At 61.1% G+C, this 19390-nt stretch carries 16 protein-coding genes and 1 tRNA gene; 12 read left to right on the top strand and 5 right to left on the bottom strand.

The annotated features are described in order from the left end of the window. The first annotated feature begins 52 nt into the window (after positions 1 to 52). Entirely contained in the window at positions 53 to 1303 is a 1251-nt protein-coding gene (locus ACX2DJ_RS11895; protein ID WP_462572872.1) for a bifunctional folylpolyglutamate synthase/dihydrofolate synthase, read from the top strand. Here the strand turns inward: ACX2DJ_RS11895 and ACX2DJ_RS11890 are convergent. Continuing rightward, positions 1300 to 2625, bottom strand: a complete 1326-nt coding sequence (locus tag ACX2DJ_RS11890) for an AmpG family muropeptide MFS transporter (protein ID WP_462572871.1) — start codon at positions 2623 to 2625, stop codon at positions 1300 to 1302. The two genes, ACX2DJ_RS11895 and ACX2DJ_RS11890, sit on opposite strands and share 4 nt — an antisense overlap. 72 nt (positions 2626 to 2697) lie before the next feature. On the opposite strand from ACX2DJ_RS11890, the gene ACX2DJ_RS11885 reads away from it, so the two are divergent. Genes ACX2DJ_RS11885 through rsmD form a run of 3 tightly spaced genes read left to right on the top strand, consistent with a single transcriptional unit; the run spans position 2698 to position 5204 of the window. After that, a complete protein-coding gene (locus tag ACX2DJ_RS11885) occupies positions 2698 to 3870 on the top strand; it encodes an aromatic ring-hydroxylating oxygenase subunit alpha (protein ID WP_462572870.1) in 1173 nt (390 codons plus the stop codon). Between the two features lie 18 nt (positions 3871 to 3888). Continuing rightward, a complete protein-coding gene (locus tag ACX2DJ_RS11880; protein ID WP_462572869.1) occupies positions 3889 to 4653 on the top strand; it encodes a pseudouridine synthase in 765 nt (254 codons plus the stop codon). Next, positions 4650 to 5204, top strand: coding sequence for a 16S rRNA (guanine(966)-N(2))-methyltransferase RsmD (rsmD, locus tag ACX2DJ_RS11875; RefSeq protein WP_462572868.1), 555 nt, complete (start codon positions 4650 to 4652; stop codon positions 5202 to 5204). The genes ACX2DJ_RS11880 and rsmD overlap by 4 nt, the downstream gene beginning before the upstream one ends. 92 nt (positions 5205 to 5296) lie before the next feature. On the opposite strand, the gene ACX2DJ_RS11870 is transcribed toward rsmD, so the two are convergent. Next, positions 5297 to 5596, bottom strand: coding sequence for a hypothetical protein (locus tag ACX2DJ_RS11870; protein WP_462572867.1), 300 nt, complete (start codon positions 5594 to 5596; stop codon positions 5297 to 5299). Positions 5597 to 5727: 131 nt separating this feature from the next. On the opposite strand from ACX2DJ_RS11870, the gene ACX2DJ_RS11865 reads away from it, so the two are divergent. Beyond that, the gene (locus tag ACX2DJ_RS11865) at positions 5728 to 8037 is read left to right on the top strand and encodes an ATP-dependent helicase (protein ID WP_462572865.1); all 2310 of its coding nucleotides are present in this window, start codon (positions 5728 to 5730) and stop codon (positions 8035 to 8037) included. Positions 8038 to 8066: 29 nt separating this feature from the next. On the opposite strand, the gene ACX2DJ_RS11860 is transcribed toward ACX2DJ_RS11865, so the two are convergent. Beyond that, a complete protein-coding gene (locus ACX2DJ_RS11860; RefSeq protein WP_462572863.1) occupies positions 8067 to 9482 on the bottom strand; it encodes a DEAD/DEAH box helicase in 1416 nt (471 codons plus the stop codon). Positions 9483 to 9620: 138 nt separating this feature from the next. After that, positions 9621 to 10196 (bottom strand): hypothetical protein, encoded by a 576-nt coding sequence (locus ACX2DJ_RS11855; RefSeq protein ID WP_462572862.1) that lies wholly within the window; start codon positions 10194 to 10196, stop codon positions 9621 to 9623. A 135-nt stretch (positions 10197 to 10331) separates the two neighbouring features. Between ACX2DJ_RS11855 and ACX2DJ_RS11850 the strand changes: the two genes are divergently transcribed. Both ACX2DJ_RS11850 and ACX2DJ_RS11845 read left to right on the top strand, forming a co-directional pair. Further along, positions 10332 to 11780: an FAD-binding oxidoreductase gene (locus ACX2DJ_RS11850; protein WP_462572861.1), complete on the top strand. Its 1449-nt coding sequence runs from the start codon at positions 10332 to 10334 to the stop codon at positions 11778 to 11780. A gap of 75 nt (positions 11781 to 11855) precedes the next feature. Continuing rightward, positions 11856 to 12653, top strand: a complete 798-nt coding sequence (locus tag ACX2DJ_RS11845) for a SapC family protein (RefSeq protein WP_462572860.1) — start codon at positions 11856 to 11858, stop codon at positions 12651 to 12653. A gap of 201 nt (positions 12654 to 12854) precedes the next feature. Here ACX2DJ_RS11845 and ACX2DJ_RS11840 read toward each other — a convergent pair whose 3' ends face one another. Beyond that, a complete protein-coding gene (locus ACX2DJ_RS11840; RefSeq protein WP_462572859.1) occupies positions 12855 to 13805 on the bottom strand; it encodes an N-formylglutamate amidohydrolase in 951 nt (316 codons plus the stop codon). A gap of 123 nt (positions 13806 to 13928) precedes the next feature. On the opposite strand from ACX2DJ_RS11840, the gene cpdR reads away from it, so the two are divergent. The 5 genes from cpdR (at position 13929) to ACX2DJ_RS11815 (ending at position 19381) form a co-directional block, all read left to right on the top strand. Next, positions 13929 to 14318 (top strand): cell cycle two-component system response regulator CpdR, encoded by a 390-nt coding sequence (gene cpdR / locus ACX2DJ_RS11835; protein WP_462572858.1) that lies wholly within the window; start codon positions 13929 to 13931, stop codon positions 14316 to 14318. An 82-nt stretch (positions 14319 to 14400) separates the two neighbouring features. Beyond that, positions 14401 to 14475, top strand: a tRNA-Val gene (locus ACX2DJ_RS11830). A gap of 119 nt (positions 14476 to 14594) precedes the next feature. Further along, positions 14595 to 15818, top strand: a complete 1224-nt coding sequence (locus ACX2DJ_RS11825) for an NADP-dependent isocitrate dehydrogenase (RefSeq protein ID WP_462572857.1) — start codon at positions 14595 to 14597, stop codon at positions 15816 to 15818. A gap of 98 nt (positions 15819 to 15916) precedes the next feature. Further along, positions 15917 to 17557, top strand: a complete 1641-nt coding sequence (locus ACX2DJ_RS11820) for a GNAT family N-acetyltransferase (protein ID WP_462572856.1) — start codon at positions 15917 to 15919, stop codon at positions 17555 to 17557. A 60-nt stretch (positions 17558 to 17617) separates the two neighbouring features. Further along, positions 17618 to 19381: a cation:proton antiporter domain-containing protein gene (locus tag ACX2DJ_RS11815; RefSeq protein ID WP_462572855.1), complete on the top strand. Its 1764-nt coding sequence runs from the start codon at positions 17618 to 17620 to the stop codon at positions 19379 to 19381. Positions 19382 to 19390 lie beyond the last annotated feature (9 nt).

The raw sequence follows: 19390 nt of genomic DNA, 5'->3' as shown, positions 1-19390 counted from the left end.
CTCGAGCCATGGATTGCCGCGTGGCTTCGCCGCTCGCAATGACGAGGCTGGCTTGAAAGACTTCGGCAGATCCGATCATCCCGGCGTCCAGGCGCAGCTTGACCGGCTCGCCGCGCTCAGCCTGCCGCAGGGGCGGCTGGGGTTGGATACGATCCGGGCAATGATGGCGCAGCTAGGCAATCCGCACAAACGCCTGCCGCCGGTGTTCCATGTCGCAGGGACCAATGGCAAGGGGTCGGTCTGCGCCTTTCTGCGCGCGATGCTGGAGGCCGAGGGATACAAGGTCCACGTCACTACGAGCCCGCATCTGGTGCGCTACAACGAGCGTATTCGCATCGCCGGAGAATTGATTTCGGACAAGGCGCTGGCGGCGCTTCTGAAGGAAGTGCTCGATGTCGGCGAGGATTTGGCTCCGAGTTTCTTCGAAGTGACCATCGCTGCCGCTTTTCTCGCCTTCAGCCGTTCGCCTGCCGATGCCTGCGTCGTCGAGGTCGGCCTGGGCGGGCGGTTCGATGCAACCAATGTACTGGAGCCAGAGGTGCTTGCCGCTTGCGGGATCGCGGCGCTGGGCATCGACCATGAACGCTTCCTGCTCGCGCCTGAGGACGGCACCCCGCCGGAGCCGATGGCGCGGATCGCCTTCGAGAAGGCAGGCATCGCGAAGCCGGGCGTGCCGTTGGTGACCATCGCCCAGCCGGAACTGGAAATGGCCACCATTCGGACTGTGGCGGAACGGGTGAGCGCGCCCGTGATCATGGCCGCGCCCGCACCCGACCTTCCGCTCGCCCTGCCCGGCCCGCACCAGCGCGCCAATGCGGGGCTGGCGGTGGCCATGCTGCGCGCGCAGAACGCGCTGCCGGTGTCCGCCGAGGCGATTGCTAGCGGATTGATGCAGGCCCGCTGGCCCGCACGGTTGCACATGCTCGCACCCGGCCCGCTTGCCGGTGCACGCCCAGATGCCAGGGCGGTGTGGCTCGACGGCGGGCACAATCCCTCGGCTGGCGCGATGCTGGGCGCGCATTTCGCAGGACAGAAACTGCACCTTGTGATCGGGATGATCGAAGGCAAGGACCCGGCGGCGCTGACAAGGCCGCTCGCCGCCTCGCTTGCCAGTATCACGGCAGTGCCTGTGCCGGCGCATGATTGCCACCCGCCCGAGGCCTTCGGACCAAAGGCAAAACCGGCACCCGATGTGCCCGCCGCGCTCGCCGCGCTGCCCGATGACGGACTGCCGGTGCTGATCGCAGGCTCGCTCTACCTCGCGGGCGAGGTGTTGCGGCTCAATGGTGAGATGCCGGGCTAGCGTTCTTCGGTGCCGGCGGTGCCCATTGCTGCATCGACCAGCCCTGTTCGCATCATCCACCAGAACAGGGCAATGCCCGGCAGCGCTAGCACCGTGGTGAGCAGGTAGAAATTCACATAGCCCATCCATTCGATCAGCGCGCCCGCCGTGGTGCCGGTGAGCAACCTACCAACGATACTCGCACTCGCAGATATCAGCGCATATTGCGTCGCAGTGAAGCGCAAGTCGCATAGCGCCGAGAAATAAGCCACCACCACCACGCCGCCATAGCCGCTGGCGAAATTCTCGAACCCGATTGCCGCCGCCATGCCGATGTTCGATTGGCCCGCAGCAGCTAGTGCTGCAAAGCTGACGTTCGAGACCGCCATCAGGATCAGCGCGATCAGCACCGAACGCTTGAGGCCCATCCGCGCATAGATGATCCCGCCCACGAATACGCCGATGATCAGCGCCCAGAAGCCTACCCCAACATCGTAAATCGCGATTTCGTCGTTGCTGTAGCCGAGATCGTCAAAAAGCAGGCGGAAGGTAAGATTGGCCAGCGTATCGCCAATCTTGTGGACCAGGATGAACAGCAAGACCATCCAGGCGCCATTGCGACGGAAGAATTCAGCGAAAGGTCCCGCCACCGAATGCCACATTTCGGCCATGCCCTTGCGTTCACCGGGTTCCCTGTGACGCGGCGGCTCACCCATGATTAGCGCTGTCAGGATGGCTGGGAGAGCAAAGATCGCACAGGCGATATAGGCCGCGCTCCAGCCGTATCGCGCCGCGACGACAAGCGCGAGCGCGCCTGCACCTGCTGCCCCGATGCGCCAGCCATACTGGCTCATGCCCGATCCGGTGCCGAGCTGATAAGGTTTCAATGTCTCGATCCGGTAGGCATCGATCACGATATCGAAAGTCGCTCCCGCCACACCCAGGATCACCGCGCTGGTCGCCGTCCACACAATGTCCCCCTTGGGATCGGCCAGCGCCATATTGACCGTTGCCGCCATCACCAACAGGCCCACCACAATCATCCACGAAACGCGCTGCCCCAGCCGGCCCAGCACGGGAATACGCACCCCGTCGATGACCCAGGCCCAAAGGAACTTGAGATTGTAGACCAGAAAGGCCAGCGTGAAGGCAGTAATGGTCGATTTCTCGATCCCGTCCTGCGCCAGCCGCGTGGTCAGCGTTGCTGCCAGCAAAGCGAAGGGAAACCCCGATGAGACGCCGAGGAAGAACGCCGCGAGCGACTCTTTCTCGAGGTAGGGCTTGATCGAGTCCCACATGTTCCGGCGCGTGGCCGGGACGGTTTGCCCGAATACCTCACCCATTCCCTAGCGTCCTTCCTGATTTCACCAATTTATGCGACACTAAACGCGGAGAAGAGAGATAGGAACGCCCCGATGAACGAGGCCGACACGAAATCACCACCTTTGCGCCCGACCGAGGGTCAATTGGCCTTGGCCAGAGCGATCGAACGCGGCGAGCAGCGCGCGGAAAGCGGCATCACCCGCGTTCCTGCCAGCGTTTATACCGATCCCGATCACTGGAAGCGCGAGAAAGCCGCGCTGTTCGATCGGCTGCCGCAGGTGCTCTGCCCCAGTGCGGTGCTTCCCGAACCGGGCATGGCTTTGCCGCATGATGCGACCGGGCGAGCGCTGCTGATCACGCGCGATGGCGATGGCGAAGTACACGTCTTCCTAAATGTCTGCCGCCACCGCGGAACGCGGCTGGTCGAAGGCGAGGAGGTGCAATGCGCCAAACGGCTGGTATGCCCCTATCACGCCTGGACCTATCGCCTTGATGGCAAACTGCTCGCGCTGCCCCGGCCGGAGACTTTCCCGGGCATGGACAAGGGCGAATTCGGCCTGGTCGAACTGCCCAGCTGTGAGGCGGGCGGGCTGATCTGGTTCTCACCCGTTGAGGATGCCGATTTTGCCCATGCACGCGAGTTGGGGGCGGACATGGACACTTTCGGCACGCGCGACCTCGTGCTGTTCCGGCGCAAGCTTCACACGGTGAAGGGTAACTGGAAGCTGATCATGGATGCTTTCCTGGAAAGTTACCATGTCACCCGCCTGCACGCGCAGACCATCGGCCCGTTTTTCAAGGACGGGGTGACCAGCGGCGACCAGATCGGCCCGCACCAGCGCAGCGCTGTTGGCAGGCTCGAAGAAATGGAAGGTGTCGACCTCACCGATATGGCCGCGCTGCGCAGGGTTGTGACTTTCGCCTACCAGTTGCTTCCGGCCACGGTGATCATCCCCAGCCCCGATTATCTCAACGTCATGGTGCTGATGCCGCAGGCGCATGATTTGACGCTGGTCGAGGATTTCATGCTCATCCCCGAGGCGCCCGCCACCGGCCCGGAAGGTGATAGGGCACGCGGCCATTGGGAACGCAGCTGGGCGCTGCTCGATGGCGGCGTTTTCGCAAGCGAAGACTTCCGCGCCGCCGAGCTGGGCCAGCAAGGCCTTGAAACCGGCGCAATAGACCATCTTACCCTGGGCACACTGGAAGGCGGCATCGACCGTTTCCACCAGATCGTCGATGAGGCGTTGCGCGCAGCCAATTGAACGCCTACTCGGCGGATGATGAAGTCGGAACCACGCCCCGAAGGCGAACGTATTGCAAAATTGCTCGCACGCGCCGGCGTTGCCAGCCGCCGCGAGGTCGAACGCATGATCGCCGATGGGCGTATCGCGATCGACGGATTGATCCTTGAAACGCCGGCTACGATCCTGAAGGATCTCACGGGCGTGACGGTTGATGGCAAGCCGGTTGCGCCGCCCGAGCCTACGCGGCTGTTTGCGTTCCACAAGCCGACCGGCCTGATTACGGCCGAAAGCGACCCCAAGGGGCGCCCCACGATCTACACTGCATTGCGCAATGCCCTGCCGAAGAAAACCCCGCGGCTAATGCCGATCGGTCGGCTCGATCTCAATACCGAGGGGCTGCTGCTGCTGACCAATGACGGCGAGCTCAAGCGTCAGATGGAGCTACCTTCTTCGGGCATCCCGCGCACGTATCGGGCCCGCACCTTCGGTGATGTGACGCAGGAGCAGCTTGAAGAGCTGATCGAAGGGATCACAATCGACGGCATCAATTACGGCAACATCGATGCCAATCTGGAGCGGAGCACCGGGCGCAACCAGTGGGTCGAACTGACCATAACCGAAGGCAAGAACCGTGAAGTGCGCCGGGTGCTCGAACATCTCGGGCTACAAGTCAGCCGCTTGATTCGCACCGCCTATGGTCCGTTCGAGCTGGAAGACCTGCCGCGCGGCGCGGCGCGCGAGATCCGCAGCCACGAACTAGGGCGCTTTCGCAGCCAGATGAAGCGCACATCCGGCCAATGAGAATCATTGCAGGGGATTGGCGCGGGCGAAAATTGATCGCACCGCGGGGAGACGCGACGCGACCAACGGCTGATCGTACCCGCGAAACGCTGTTCAATATGCTCGCCAGCAGGCTGGGCAGCTTTGCAGGACTGCGCGTTGCCGATCTGTTCGCCGGCTCGGGGGCGCTGGGGCTGGAGGCGCTTTCGCGCGGCGCGGCGCATTGCCTGTTTGTTGAACAGGACAAGCCCGCTGTCGATGCCATCCGCGCCAATGTCCTCGCGCTGGACGCCCGCGAGCGCGGCGCGGTGCAGCATGGCTCTGTCATGTCGCTTGGCTCGGCAAAGGAGCCCTATGATCTGATCCTGCTCGATCCGCCCTATCGCACCGGCGCTGCTGCGGTGGCGCTGGACCGGCTGCTGCGGCTCGGCTGGATCGGCCCCGCGACCTGGGTTGCTGTCGAAACTTCGGACAAGGAATCTGTCGAGCTCAAGGGATTTGCTCATGACGCAGATCGACGCGTCGGAAAGGCCAGGCTCCATCTGCTTCGCCTAGCTTCAGAGGCTGACTAAATGAATTGGGTGATCTGCGCACGGTAAGGCTCAACCTTTGCGAAAGTACCACACGGCACTATCGCACTATTGGCTGATTTGAATTGCCAGCCCTACTCGGGCTTTTTGGGGGGCAGCGGTCTATCGATCTGGCTGGCAGGCTTGCCAGGCCAGTAAGCTAGCGGGCGGTTGCCCCACTTGAGGCCTGCCGCTCGCGGGTTGATGCAGCTGTCTTGCGTGTCATTCATGCACACTGCGTATGTCTTGTCGCCAAGCATGATTTTTGTCGCCTGGCCCTTCTCGTTCGTTTCAAGAATGACAGGTTTCTTCTCTTCGTGATGATCGGCCAGCGCCGGCGCCGCATGAAACACAGCAGCGACCGTGATGGCGGAGGCGGCAATCAGGGTTTTCATTGTCCATTCTCCTGTTCGGGTTTGCCCCATTCAATTAATGACCGTCACCCGCTCAGGGTTCCGAAAACTCGACAGGGGCCGATATCGCGCTTGCGTCGCAAGCCTGTGTTCCCTACCTGTTCACTTCTGCCATGAGTGAGCGAAACCCCCTTCCCGCCTATGTTGGCGACGCCGGTGTCCCGCCCTATGCCGCGCAGCTTAACCCGCCGCAGCGCGAGGCCGTGCTAACGACCGAAGGCCCGGTGCTGATGCTGGCCGGTGCGGGCACTGGCAAGACTGCCGCCCTCACCGCGCGATTGGCGCATCTTGTCGCCACCCACCGCGCCTGGCCCAGCCAGATCCTGTGCGTCACTTTCACCAACCGGGCGGCGCGCGAAATGCGCGAGCGTGTGGGTCGGCATCTGGGGCAAGCGGTCGAGGGCATGCCATGGCTGGGCACTTTCCACTCGGTCTGCGCCAAGATGCTGCGCCGCCACGCCGAACTGGTGGGGCTGGAAAGCAATTACACCATCATCGACCCTGACGACCAATTGCGCCTGCTCAAGCAGTTGATTCAGCAGAACGACCTTGACGAGAAGCGCTGGCCCGCGCGCCAGCTCGCCAGCTTGATCGATCGCTGGAAAAACCGCGGGCTGGGTCCCGGCGATCTCGATGCGGTGGAAAACGAAAGCTACGCCAATGGCCGCGGCAAGCAGTTCTACCAGCTCTATCAGGACCGGCTGAAAGCATTGAACGCCTGCGATTTCGGGGATTTGATGCTGCACATGCTCAACATCTTCCGCACGCACCGCGAAGTGCTGGAGGAATACCAGCAGCGCTTCAAATATATCCTGGTTGACGAATATCAGGACACCAATGCCGTCCAGTACCTGTGGCTGCGGCTGCTGGCGCAGGCGCACAGGAATATCTGCGTTGTGGGTGATGACGACCAGTCGATCTATTCCTGGCGCGGGGCGGAAGTCGCCAATATCCTCAAGTTCGAGAAGGATTTCCCGGGCGCCAAGGTGGTCAAGCTGGAGCAGAACTATCGCTCTACCCCGCATATCCTTGGCGCTGCGTCGGGCCTGATCGCAGCGAATAGCGAGCGGCACGACAAGACGCTGTGGACCGAGCATGACCATGGCGAAAAGCTGCGCGTGATTGGCGTGTGGGATGCGCCCGAAGAAGCGCGCCGCGTGGGGGAGGAAATCGAGCGGCTCGAGCGTGAAGGCGCTGCGTTAGACCGGGTGGCGATCCTGGTGCGCGCGCAATACCAGACGCGAGAATTCGAAGACCGCTTTATCCAGATCGGCCTCAATTACCGGATTGTCGGTGGATTCCGCTTCTATGAGCGCGCCGAAATCCGCGATGCACTGGCCTATCTGCGGGTGATCGCCCAGCCGCAGGACGATCTCGCCTTCGAGCGGATCTACAACCAGCCCAAGCGCGGGCTTGGCGCGAAGACACTCGAAAAGATGCACCTCCATGCGCGGCGCACCGGCATGCCGCTTGCAGCCGCCTCGCTCCAGCTGGCGGACAGCGACGAACTCCCCGCCCGCGCCGCGAACACCATCGGCGCCCTGCTGCGCCAGTTCCTCCACTGGCGCGAACAGTCTGAGCAGGTCACCCCGGCCGAATTGCTGCGCATGGTACTCGATGAATCGGGCTATTCCGCCATGCTGGATGCCGAGAAGACTGCCGAGGCCAAGGGAAGGATCGAAAACCTCTCCGAACTCGCCCGCGCGTTGGAAGAATATGAAACATTGGGCGATTTCCTCGAGCACGTATCACTGGTGATGGACAATGACGCCGCCGATGATGGCGAGAAGGTCACCATCATGACCATGCATGCGGCGAAGGGGCTTGAGTTCGATCATGTCTTCCTGCCCGGCTGGGAAGAAGGCGTGTTCCCATCACAGCGCGCGCTCGATGAGGGCGGATTGGCGAGCCTCGAGGAGGAGCGCCGCCTGGCCTATGTCGCGATCACCCGTGCGCGGCGGCGCTGCACCATCCTGCATGCCGCCAACCGCCGGATATACGGGCAATGGACCAGCAGCATCCCAAGCCGCTTTATCGAGGAACTGCCTCAGGAACATTTCGAGCAGGAAACGACGCTAACCGGCGGCGCATCCCTGTGGCGTGCCAACTGGACCGAGAGCGAGGATCCCTTCGCGCATGTCAGCCGCGACCGGCCCGAACGATCGTCGCACAGAGGGCCCGGCTGGCAACGCGCGATTTCAACTGGTTATGAGACGAAACAGGTGCGCGTGCGCGAAAACACCCGCTCTGCCGCCAGCTTCGCCGCCAAGCCGCGCAGCGACATCGCTATTGGCCAGCGCGTGTTCCACGAGAAATTCGGCTATGGCACCGTTACCGACCAGGAAGGCAACAGGCTGGAAATCCAGTTCGAGCACAGCGGCACCAAGCGCGTGATCGACAGCTTTGTGAGCGCGGCGGATTAACCCAAATCCGCCGCCCGGGGCAATTCGGGCTAGCCCAGCCCCACATCAAGGAAACCCGGGCGCGGGCCATTCCATTCCCCGGCGGGAACGGCTTGATCGTCTTCATCGCGGGGCTTGCGCGACGCCCTGGGCTTTTCAACTCTGGCGGGCTTTTCGCGAGCCTCTTTCCTGGGGCGCTTTTTGGGGCGCTCCTCGCGCGCCTCGGCATTGCGTGGCTCATTCTCGCGAGGTTTGTCTTCGCGAGGCTTGTCTTCGCGCTGCTCGGGTTTCGCGCGCTGCTGCACGTCAGGCTTGGCTTCGTCTGCCGCAGCCTTGAGCTCTACCCGCACATCTTCCTTGCCAAACACCTTGATCTTGTTGCCGGTCAGTTTTTCGACATTCGCGATGGCTTCGGCATCCTCTTCGGAAACGAAGGTGAACGCACGGCCCAAAGCCCCTGCACGGCCAGTGCGACCAATGCGGTGAACGTAATCGTCTGGATGCCACGGCGTGTCATAGTTGAAGACGTGGGAGACACCTTTGACGTCCAGCCCGCGCGCCGCAACGTCGCTGGCGACGAGAATGTTCACATCACCCGACTTGAACCTTTCAAGCTCCTTGATCCGCGAGGACTGGTCCATGTCGCCATGGATTTCGCTGCTGGAAAATCCGCTTTGCTGCAGATACTTGTTTACCTCGCGCACGGTGGTTTTGCGATTGGCAAAGATGATCGCAGTCTCGACGTGGTCGTTCTGTAGCAGCCACCGGAGCGTATCGCGCTTTTGCCGCGACTTAACCGGAACCTTGAATGCGGTGATGTTTACATTGGTCGACGCCGCGCGGCTGACCTCGATCCGTTTCGGGTTATTGAGGAACGTCTTTGCAAGCTTTGCGATCGGCGGCGGCATGGTTGCCGAAAACAGCATGGTCTGGCGCGTTTCGGGAAGTTTGGAGCAAATGAACTCGATGTCGGGAATAAAGCCCATATCCAGCATCCGGTCCGCTTCGTCGATGACCAGCAGCTCGCAACCACTGAGCAGGATCTTGCCGCGCTCGAACAGGTCCATCAACCGCCCCGGCGTGGCGATCAGCACATCAACCCCGTCGGACAGCGCCTTGAGCTGATCACCCATCTGCACGCCGCCAATGAGCAGTGCCATCTTGAGATCATGGTTTTCGCCGTATTTGACGAAGTTTTCCGCCACCTGGGCGGCAAGCTCGCGGGTAGGCTCAAGAATAAGCGAGCGCGGCATCAGCGCGCGCCGGCGCCCGCTCGCAAGAATATCGATCATGGGAAGCACGAAACTGGCGGTCTTGCCTGTGCCGGTCTGTGCGATCCCGATCAGATCTTTCATCATCAGCACGGCAGGGATAGCCTCTGCCTGGATTGGAGTCGGCTCCGTATACCCGGCAGCTTCAACCACCTTGAGCAATTCAGGAGAAAGGCCGAGATCGGCGAATGTCATGCGTAGATTGTTTTCCGGATAATGGGCGCCAAAAAGGCGCCGGTAATTGAGCGGCCGCGCTTTACTGCGCCGCGCACGCCGCGCCTGTTGCCGAAAACCGGCTCAAAGTCAAGAAATCAAGCGTTATCGGCGCTGGATTCAATCTGCAGCAGGCACCAGTTCGCGCAACCGATCAAGCTCGCAATTCGCACCGGCGCGCGACAGCAATTTGTCGCGATCGACACAGATCTTGCCGTCCTCGTTTCGCTCGAGATAAAAACCGGAATAGAAATCACGCGCGCGGCAGGCTTTCTCCAGCCGCGCACTGACCATCCTGCGGTCACGCAGGAACAACACCAGCCGGTCACCACTGCCGGTTTGGACACCTGTGATATCGTCGATCGCCAGGCATTTGCCCATTTTGCGTTCTTCAAAACGGGTGGGTTGTGGTGGCCGGGGAATTTCAGCCATCAGGCTTTGGCGCGGGGCGCTGCTTCGCGGAACGACGCGGACCGTTATCCGCCGCTCAATCCTGACCTGGTACGCACTGTCGCGCTGCACAGCCCATTCACCGACCAGCATGTTTCGCGCCGCGGCAGAGCGCTGTACCGACATTTCGGCCTCGTCCGGGCCGAACCTGGCCGAGTCCTGCAGAACAGGCGAATGAGCCTCTTCCACAGCCCCGAAAGGCAGCAATAGCGCAAGTGGCGCGAAATAGGCGAGCAGGCTGGGCATTGTGTGTAGGATCAGGACCCCTGAGTAGCCAAGACCATGCCGATCTAGCATGTCGGCTTGAATGGAGGCTTAATCCATTTTCCTCAGCGCGCAAATGCTGGCTATTTCCGGCAGCACTATGGCATAGGCACAGCCATGACTTCGCCCGATCAATTTGCCCGCCGCGCGGCCGACCTGCTGGGGCCCGGCGGCTTCACCTGTGACCCCGAACTGCTTGAACCCTGGCTTACTGACTGGCGCGGGCGTTATCATGGCAGGGCGCTGGGCCTGGCCTCACCCGCATCGCGCGAGGAGGTTGGCGCATTCGTGAAGCTGTGCAACGAATATCGCGTGCCGATTGTCCCGCAAGGCGGAAACAGCGGCATGTCAGGCGGGGCAACGCCCGATGAGAGCGGAGATTCGGTCCTGTTGTCGCTGCGGCGGATGAACAGAATACGCAAGCTGGATGCTTCTGCCAGGCAGGCAGTGTGCGAGGCCGGCGTAATCCTGCAGACGCTGCATGAGGAAGCCGAACGGCACGACCTGCGCTTCCCGCTGACGCTGGGCGGCAAGGGTTCGGCCACCATCGGCGGATTGGTTTCGACCAATGCCGGCGGAACCCAGGTGCTGCGCCATGGCACGATGCGCGCGCAAGTGCTGGGGATCGAGGCGGTCCTGGCTGACGGGCAGATATTTGACGGGCTTACCGTGCTCAAGAAGGACAATCGCGGCTTCGACCTCAAGCAGTTGCTGATCGGTTCCGAAGGGACGTTGGGGATCGTGACCGCAGCAACCCTGCGCCTGCTTCCAGCGATCGGAGAACGGGTTGTAGCATGGGTTGGCCTGGGCTCGATCGGTGACGCGCGCCGCCTGCTGCTGCATTTCGCCGATGAAATGCCCGAGGAACTGGAAGGCTTCGAAGTGGTGCCCGCACATTGTCTCGACAGCGTGCTTGCCTACCTGCCAGATGCCCGTGCCCCGCTGGCCGAACCATACCCCTGGAACGCGCTGGTCGAGTTGGTGGCATCGCCAGCGCAAGCCCATGCCCTGCGTGAAAAGGTGGAGGCTACGCTGGTTCAGGCGCTGGACGCCGGCCTTGTGCGCGATGCCGCGATTGCCACGAGCGAAACCCAGGCCGAACAGTTCTGGCAGCTGCGGGATGCGATCGCTCCGGCGGAGCGCGCGATCGGCCCCGCAATGCAGCACGACATTTCAGTGCCGGTGGAAAGCATGCCCGATTTTATCGAGGCAGCTATTCCCGATGTAGAAACGCGGTTTCCCGGCGTAACCGGTGTGGCCTTCGGGCATCTGGGGGACGGCAATGTGCATTTCCATGTGCTTGCGCCACCAGGCGTGGTGCGCGGCGAATGGGAACAAGCAGAAGGCCAGTCCATCAGTCGGCATGTGCATGACCTGGTAACCGAATATGGCGGATCGATCAGTGCTGAACACGGGATCGGGCGAATGAAACGTGACGAACTGGGGCGCCTGGCCGACCCTGCCGTACTGTCAATCATGCGCAGCATCAAACAAGCGCTCGATCCCATGGGATTGCTCAATCCCGGAAAGCTCCTGCCGCTTGCCTCTTCAGGCACTAAGCCCTAAAGCGCCCGTCGCTCGGCCCGCTGGCTGTCCAGCGAGGCCGTTTCATTATTCAGATTGCCATTTTGGAGAATTTCAATGGCCAGCGCGCCGCAACCCCAACTGCCACTGTTCTACAAGGACTTGATGCCGCTCAACAGCCGTGACCACAAGGGCTGGAAGGTCACACAGTTCGAAACCGCCGCCTTTATCGGCCAAACACATGCCGTCCCTGTTACAGTGGATGAGTTCATCGACACGCAACGTCACTTCCCGATCGTTTTCAGTGCCGGTGAAAATCCGGTTCCGCTGGCGCTGATGGGTCTCAACGAAGGTGTGAACACCTTTGTGGGCGAGGACGGCAAGATCTCCGAGAATGTCTACCTTCCTGCCTACACGAGGCGATATCCTTTTATGCTCGCCAAGTTGCGCCCGGATAGCGAAGAGCTGTCGCTGTGCTTTGACCCGAGCGCGGGCGTGGTCGGCGAATTTGCCGAGGGTAACGAGGTGTTCACGGCTGACGGCCAGCCCACTGAATACACCAAGGGCGTGCTAGATTTCTGCCAGTCGTTCGAAGAATCGGGGATGCGGACACGGGCATTCATGGACGAGTTGAAAAAGCACCAACTGCTGATGGATGGCGAAATCGCCATCACCCGCAATGAAGATCCTGACAAGCCGTTCATCTATCGTGGTTTCATGATGGTTGACGAAAACAAGCTGCGCGAGCTTCCGGCTGCAACGCTTGAAGAGCTCAACAAGGGCGGTGCGCTGCTGCTCATCCACGCGCATCTCTTCTCGCTCAACCTGATGCGGGTTATCTTCGGCCGGCAATTGCAACAGGGCCGGGTTCCGTTGCCCAATGCCGGCACTGAATCGATCGACGCGGTCAGCTGACGGCGCATCCAGCGGCGCTGTGCCAGGCCCTTGAAAGCCTTCGCACTAGCTCCTAGATTGCAAGTGTTCGGGTAGGCTTCCCTCATTGCCTGCCCGGATTTTGCACCTTTTCAGGTGCATCCTCCCTGAACCTTGGCCACCTCGTGCGCTTGCACGAGGTGGTTTTTTATTTGTTATCAGGAAATTGATGTCACAGCGGCGCTATTCAGCCGCCTGCCGCATATCTCCGCCGTGCCCCATGCGCGCGGTTGCCTCGCCCAGATCGCGCACCAGGCCGGCCAGCAACCTTGCCAGCGGCGCTATTCGCGCGGTTGGCCGCTCAAGCCGCGCGTCAAGATAGATCGAGCGACACACTTCGAGCTGCAAGGCATGGATGCCCAATGGCGGGGCGGAATGGGTATCCAGCACAAACCCGCCAGCATAAGGCCGGTTAAGCGCTGGCCCCTTGCCCCTGCTTTCCAGATACTGGCAGCCGCGAGTAACCAGCGCCCCATCGCATGCCGTGCCAAAACGATCCCCGATGACAAACTGCACCGGCTCGGGCCGGTCGTTCGAAACGCGCAGGGGCGGCATCGAATGAAGGTCGATCAGCAGCGCAGCGCCCCACTCGTCACGGATTCTCTGAAGTTCACGCGAAGTCGCAGCGTGATAGGGTTGATGAATCCCCTCGATCCGCCGGGCAAGCTCTTCGTGTTGCAGTTTTTCCCGCCAGATCTCGCCAAAGCCCGGCAATCGTCGAGGCACCAGCCCCAACCCGCTGCGAGCACGGCGATTGGCCTGCGAATGGCGCACCGGGTGGGGTTTGGATCCTGCGATCATTTCCCAATCGACGTCATCGCGCGCACGATTGAGATCCAGCATTGCCCGCGGCGCATGCGCGATAATCAGCGTTGCCCCGGTCGCATCGGCAATCGCCTGCGCAACCTCGTCGATATAGCGATCTTCCAGCCTGAGGCAGGCGAAATCAGGGTCGCGCATTTGCGCCAGTAACGATGAGGGATAGTCACGCCCGGCATGCGGAACCGTGATCAGGACAGGAATAGGCAGCGATTTCGGTGCCGTCAGCGAGAACGCCGGCCGATCGTCCAGCCCGTTGATGAAGCCGCCCGGTTCCAGCCGGATATGGGATGATTCGACCTTGTGGTTAACCATGCAGCATTGCTGCATGCTCGCGGAACTCCTGTCAAAGCCCAAAACCATGCGGCGCACCGCAGGGACAGTCAGAACAGGGAGGGTGAAAAAGGTTTCTTAAGTGCTTCGTGCTAACTGGGGCGGATGACAGCACAAAATTCCTTGCGCATCCTGTTGGCAGAGGACGAGGAAGCCATGCGCACCTATCTGGAGCGCGCGCTAACCAAGGCAGGATATGAAGTGGTCGCGGTCGATCGCGGCACGGCTGCGGTACCTTTCTTGCAGGAACAGCACTTTGATCTCCTGCTTTCCGATATCGTGATGCCGGAAATGGACGGGATCGAATTGGCCCAACGCTGCGCGGAAATCGCGCCGCGCACCAAGGTTATGTTCATTACCGGGTTTGCCGCGGTTTCGCTGAAGGCCAGCCGTGAACAACCCCACGCAAGGATACTCTCCAAGCCGTTCCACCTGCGCGATCTCGTGCTGGAAGTGGAACGGATTTTTGAAGACCAGCGCGAAGCTTCCATTTGAATATTCCCGAATCGCTTGATCGGGCGCGAGGCTCAAGCTAAGGGGCCTCTCCCCCGTTCCTGGAACGGCATTGCGATGGTGCGGGCGTATAGCTCAGTGGTAGAGCACTATGTTGACATCGTAGGGGTCGCTGGTTCAATCCCAGCTACGCCCACCATCGAAAACCCGCCGCAAGTCGGCGGGTTTTTTATTGCGCCCCGCCTCCCTTGCACGCGCGCCTTGCTCTGCTAAAGCCCTCGCAAATTCGAACATCCCCATAAGAGGCAACAGGCAACCATGCAGAAAATCCAGGTCAAAAACCCGATTGTCGAGCTCGACGGCGACGAAATGACCCGCATCATCTGGCAGTGGATCCGCGAGCGGCTGATCCTGCCCTATCTCGACGTCGACCTGAAATATTACGACCTTTCCGTCGAAAAACGCGACGAGACCGATGACCAGATCACCATCGATGCCGCCAATGCGATCAAGCAATATGGCGTGGGCGTGAAGTGTGCGACCATCACCCCCGATGAACAGCGGGTCGAGGAATTCAGCCTCAAGAAAATGTGGAAGAGCCCCAACGGCACGATCCGCAATATCCTGGGCGGGGTGGTGTTCCGTGAGCCGATCGTGATCGACAATGTCCCGCGGCTGGTGCCGGGCTGGACCGACCCGATCGTGGTCGGCCGCCATGCCTTCGGCGACCAGTACAAGGCCACCGACACGCTCATCCCCGGCCCCGGCAAGCTGCGCCTGGTGTTCGACGGTGAAGACGGCACCAAGATCGATCTCGACGTGTTCGATTTCCCCAGCGCAGGCGTCGCCATGGCGATGTATAATCTTGACAATTCGATCCGAGATTTCGCCCGCTCGAGTTTCAACTATGGTTTGAACCTTGGCTGGCCGGTTTACCTTTCCACCAAGAACACCATCCTGAAAGCCTATGACGGGCGCTTCAAGGATCTGTTCCAGGAAGTGTTCGACAACGAAGGCTTCGCGGAAAAGTTCAAGGAAGCAGGCATCACCTACGAACACCGCCTGATTGACGACATGGTTGCCAGCGCACTCAAGTGGAGCGGCAAGTTCGTGTGGGCCTGCAAGAACTATGACGGCGATGTACAGTCCGACACCGTGGCGCAGGGCTTTGGCTCGCTCGGGCTGATGACTTCGGTGCTCATGACGCCTGATGGCAAGACCGTGGAAGCCGAAGCCGCGCACGGCACCGTTACCCGCCATTATCGCCAGCACCAGCAAGGCAAGGCAACCAGCACCAATCCGATTGCCTCGATCTTCGCCTGGACGCGCGGGCTGATGTATCGCGGCAAGTTCGACGGCACGCCCGACGTGGTGCGCTTTGCCGAAACGCTTGAGCGGGTTTGCATCAAAACCGTCGAGAGCGGCGCGATGACCAAAGATCTGGCGCTGCTGATCGGCCCGGAACAGAGCTGGCTTACCACCGAGCAGTTCTTCGAGGCGATCGTGCAGAACCTTGAAAAGGAAATGCAGGGCTGGAACTGATCTTGGGAACAGCAACTACGCCATAGCGCAAGTTAAGGGCAGCCTATTCGAAACCGGAAAGGCTGCCCTTTCTATTTAAGGTCGGGTAGAAGATTTATATGACACAGCCGCGAAGCAAAGCCCGCCTGGAAGTTCGCCAGGCCGAACTGTCCGACGTTCGTGCCATCGCGGACCTTGTGCGCCGCGCCTATCATGACCTGCCCGCCTATACGCACGGCGAGATCCGCGGACAGATTAACAATTACCCAGAGGGCTGCTTCATTGCACGCCTTGACGGCAAGCTGGTGGGCTATTGCGCCTCAATGAGGCTCAGCCAGCAACTCGCTTTTTCCGATCACAGCTGGGACGAAGTGACCGGCAACGGCTTCGGCAGCCGCCACAATGCCAAGGGCGAATGGCTGTATGGCTATGAAATGTGCGTCGATCCCAAGGTCCGCGGCACACGGATCGGGCGGCGGCTCTACGAAGAACGCCGCGCACTGGCCGAACGCCTGGAACTGAATGGAATCGTTTTCGGCGGTCGAATGCCGGGATTTGCCCGCGCCCAGCGCCGCAAAACCAACCGCACGCGCACGCCCGGCGAATATCTCAAGATGGTGCTCGAAGGTAAGATCCACGATCCTGTCCTGCGTTTCCAACTGGCCAATGGCTTTGAACCGCAAGGTATACTCGAAAAATACCTGCCTGAAGACAAGCAGTCGAAAGCCAATGCCGTGCGGATGGTCTGGCGCAATCCCTATGTCGATGGCGACACTCCGAGGAAGCATCGCCTGCCACGTGACGTCGAGAGCGTTCGGATCGCCACTTGCCAGCTACAGGCGCGCGCGGTTTCGGGCTTTGACGAGTTCATGAAACATGTCGAATATTTCGTTGACGTAGCGGCGGATTACGAAGCCGACTTCATCGTCTTTCCCGAAATGTTCACGCTGATGCTGCTGAGCGCGGAGGAAAAGGTACTGAGCCCGCAAGAGGCGGTCGAAACACTGAGCCATTATACCCCGCGTATCCGCAAGGCGCTGAGCGAAATGGCGCTGGGCTACAATATCAACATTATCGGCGGGTCGCACCCGACGCAGATGGATGATGGCGACATCCACAATGTCGCCTATGTTTGCCTGCGCGACGGTTCGATCCACGCGCAGGAGAAGATCCACCCCACCCCCAATGAAGCCTATTGGTGGAACATCAAGGGCGGCGACAGTATCGACGCGATCCCGACCGATTGCGGGCCGATCGGCGTGCTCATCTGCTATGACTGCGAATTTCCCGAGCTCGCCCGGCGGCTGGTTGATGAAGGCGCGCGGATCATCTTCGTGCCCTTCTGCACCGACAACCGCCAGGGATATATGCGGGTGCGCTATTGTGCTGCGGCCCGGGCGGTCGAGAACCAGTGCTTTGTCGTGCTTTCGGGCAATGTCGGCAATCTGCCCAATGTCGCCAATATGGACATCCAGTATGCACAAAGCTGCATCCTGACCCCATGCGATTTCCCCTTTGCACGCGACGGGATCGCAGCCGAAGCAAGCGAAAATGTAGAAACGCTGACGATCAGCGACGTGAACCTCGCCGATCTCAGCTGGGCTCGGGCGGAAGGCACAGTGCAGAATCTCGCCGATCGCCGCTTCGATCTTTACCGTATCGAATGGGACAAGCGCGTGGGCCAGGTGAGCCCGCGGATCGGCGAAGATGGCGACTCGGTAGAGCCGTCAACCGGTCCGCATGGCGGGCGCGGGGGATAGACCGGCGGGATAGAGCGGCAAAGCGGGTGACGGAAGCGACGGGCGCGCTATAGATACCCCATGGCTGGCGAACTTGCTCCCTCTCCAATGTTGTCCGATGCGCTGGTGATCCTGGGCGCCGCAGGGATCGTGATCCCGGTCTTCGCCCGTTTCCGCATCACGCCGATCATCGGCTTCATCCTGATCGGGATAGCGGTTGGCCCCTTTGGGCTGGGCACGCTGGTGCCCGAGATACCTTGGCTCAGATATATCACGATCACCGATTCCGGACGCCTCACGCCGTTTGCCGATTTCGGGATCATCCTGTTGCTGTTCGCAATCGGGCTGGAGCTCAGCTTCAATCGGTTGTGGCAATTGCGCAAGCTGGTGTTCGGCCTGGGCGCGCTGGAACTGCTGATCATCGGCACCGCTCTGGCGGCCTTCCTGGGCCTGGCAGGCGGACAGGCCTGGACGGGGGCGCTGGCGCTGGGTTTTGCGCTCGCCTTCTCCTCGACTGCGATCGTGCTGCCGATATCGGGAACCAGAACACCGGTCGGGCGCGCCGCGCTGTCGATGCTTCTGTTCGAAGACATCATGATCGTGCCGATCGTCTTCATCCTGGGCGCGATGGCCCCCTACGCGGCCGACGCCGGCTGGGAAGGAATGGCCAACACATTGTGGCAGGGGGGGCTGGTTGTGCTGGTGCTGTTGGTGCTTGGCCGCATCGGCTTGCCCCGGTTGTTCGCGCAGGCTGCACGCACGAAGAGCCCCGAACTCTTCCTGGCCGCCTCGCTACTGGTGGTGATCGGCGCAAGCCTTGCCACGTCTGCAGTCGGATTGTCGCCAATTGTCGGGGCCTTGATCGCGGGCCTGCTGATAGCCGAAACCGAATATCACGGCGAAGTCGAATCCATCATGGAGCCATTCAAAGGCCTGGCGCTGGGCGTGTTCCTGATTACGATTGGCATGAGCATCAACCTGATCACCATCTGGGAAAATCTTGGCTCGATCACAATGGCGGTGGTGGGCGTGCTGGTGTTCAAGGCACTGGTGACGGGCACATTGTTGCGCCTGATGGGCGCGCGGCGCGGCACTTCGGCAGAAACCGGCGTGCTGATGGCGAGCCCCAGCGAAACCACGCTGATCGTACTTGCCGCCGCCAGCTCGGCGCTGTTGATCGACGCTGAAACCGCGCAGTTCTGGCAGATAGTGACTGCCATCGGATTGACGGTCACGCCGTTGCTCGCTCGCCTCGGCCGGTCGATCGCATGGCGGGTCGAGCCTGCACCGGAACTGCCCGAGGATGACAAGGACGAGCCGCGCACGATCATCGTTGGTGCCGGACGGGTAGGACGGCTGATTGCAGATATGCTTACCGTGCATGGCAAGCCTTATGTTGCGGTTGATTCGGATTCAGACATGATCGAACGCGCCAAGCGGGAAGGCTATCGTGCGATATTCGGCGATGCAGCGCGCGGAGATGCCTTGTCGCGGCTTGGAATCGAAACCGCGCCCGCAGTTGTGCTGACAATGGACGAGCCGGTTCTGGTGCAAAGGCTGGTCGCAAAGCTTCGCGCCCAATATCCTGATTTGCTGATCGTCGCCCGCGCGCGGGATCCCGAACACGCTGCCGAGCTTTACCGCGCAGGGGCAAGCCATGCGGTGCCCGAAACGCTTGAGGCAACACTGCAATTGTCGGAAGCCGTGCTGGTCGATATCGGCGTGGCAATGGGCCCGGTGATCGCCTCGATCCACGAAAAGCGTGACGAATTCCGCTTGCAGCTGGAACGGGATGGCGAACTCGACCATCGCCCCAAACTGCGCACCGGCACGCTCGAAAGTTAGCCTGGCAGG

Source organism: Altererythrobacter chaiwopuensis (assembly GCF_054957755.1).
This window is presented reverse-complemented; position numbering and strand designations above follow the sequence as displayed.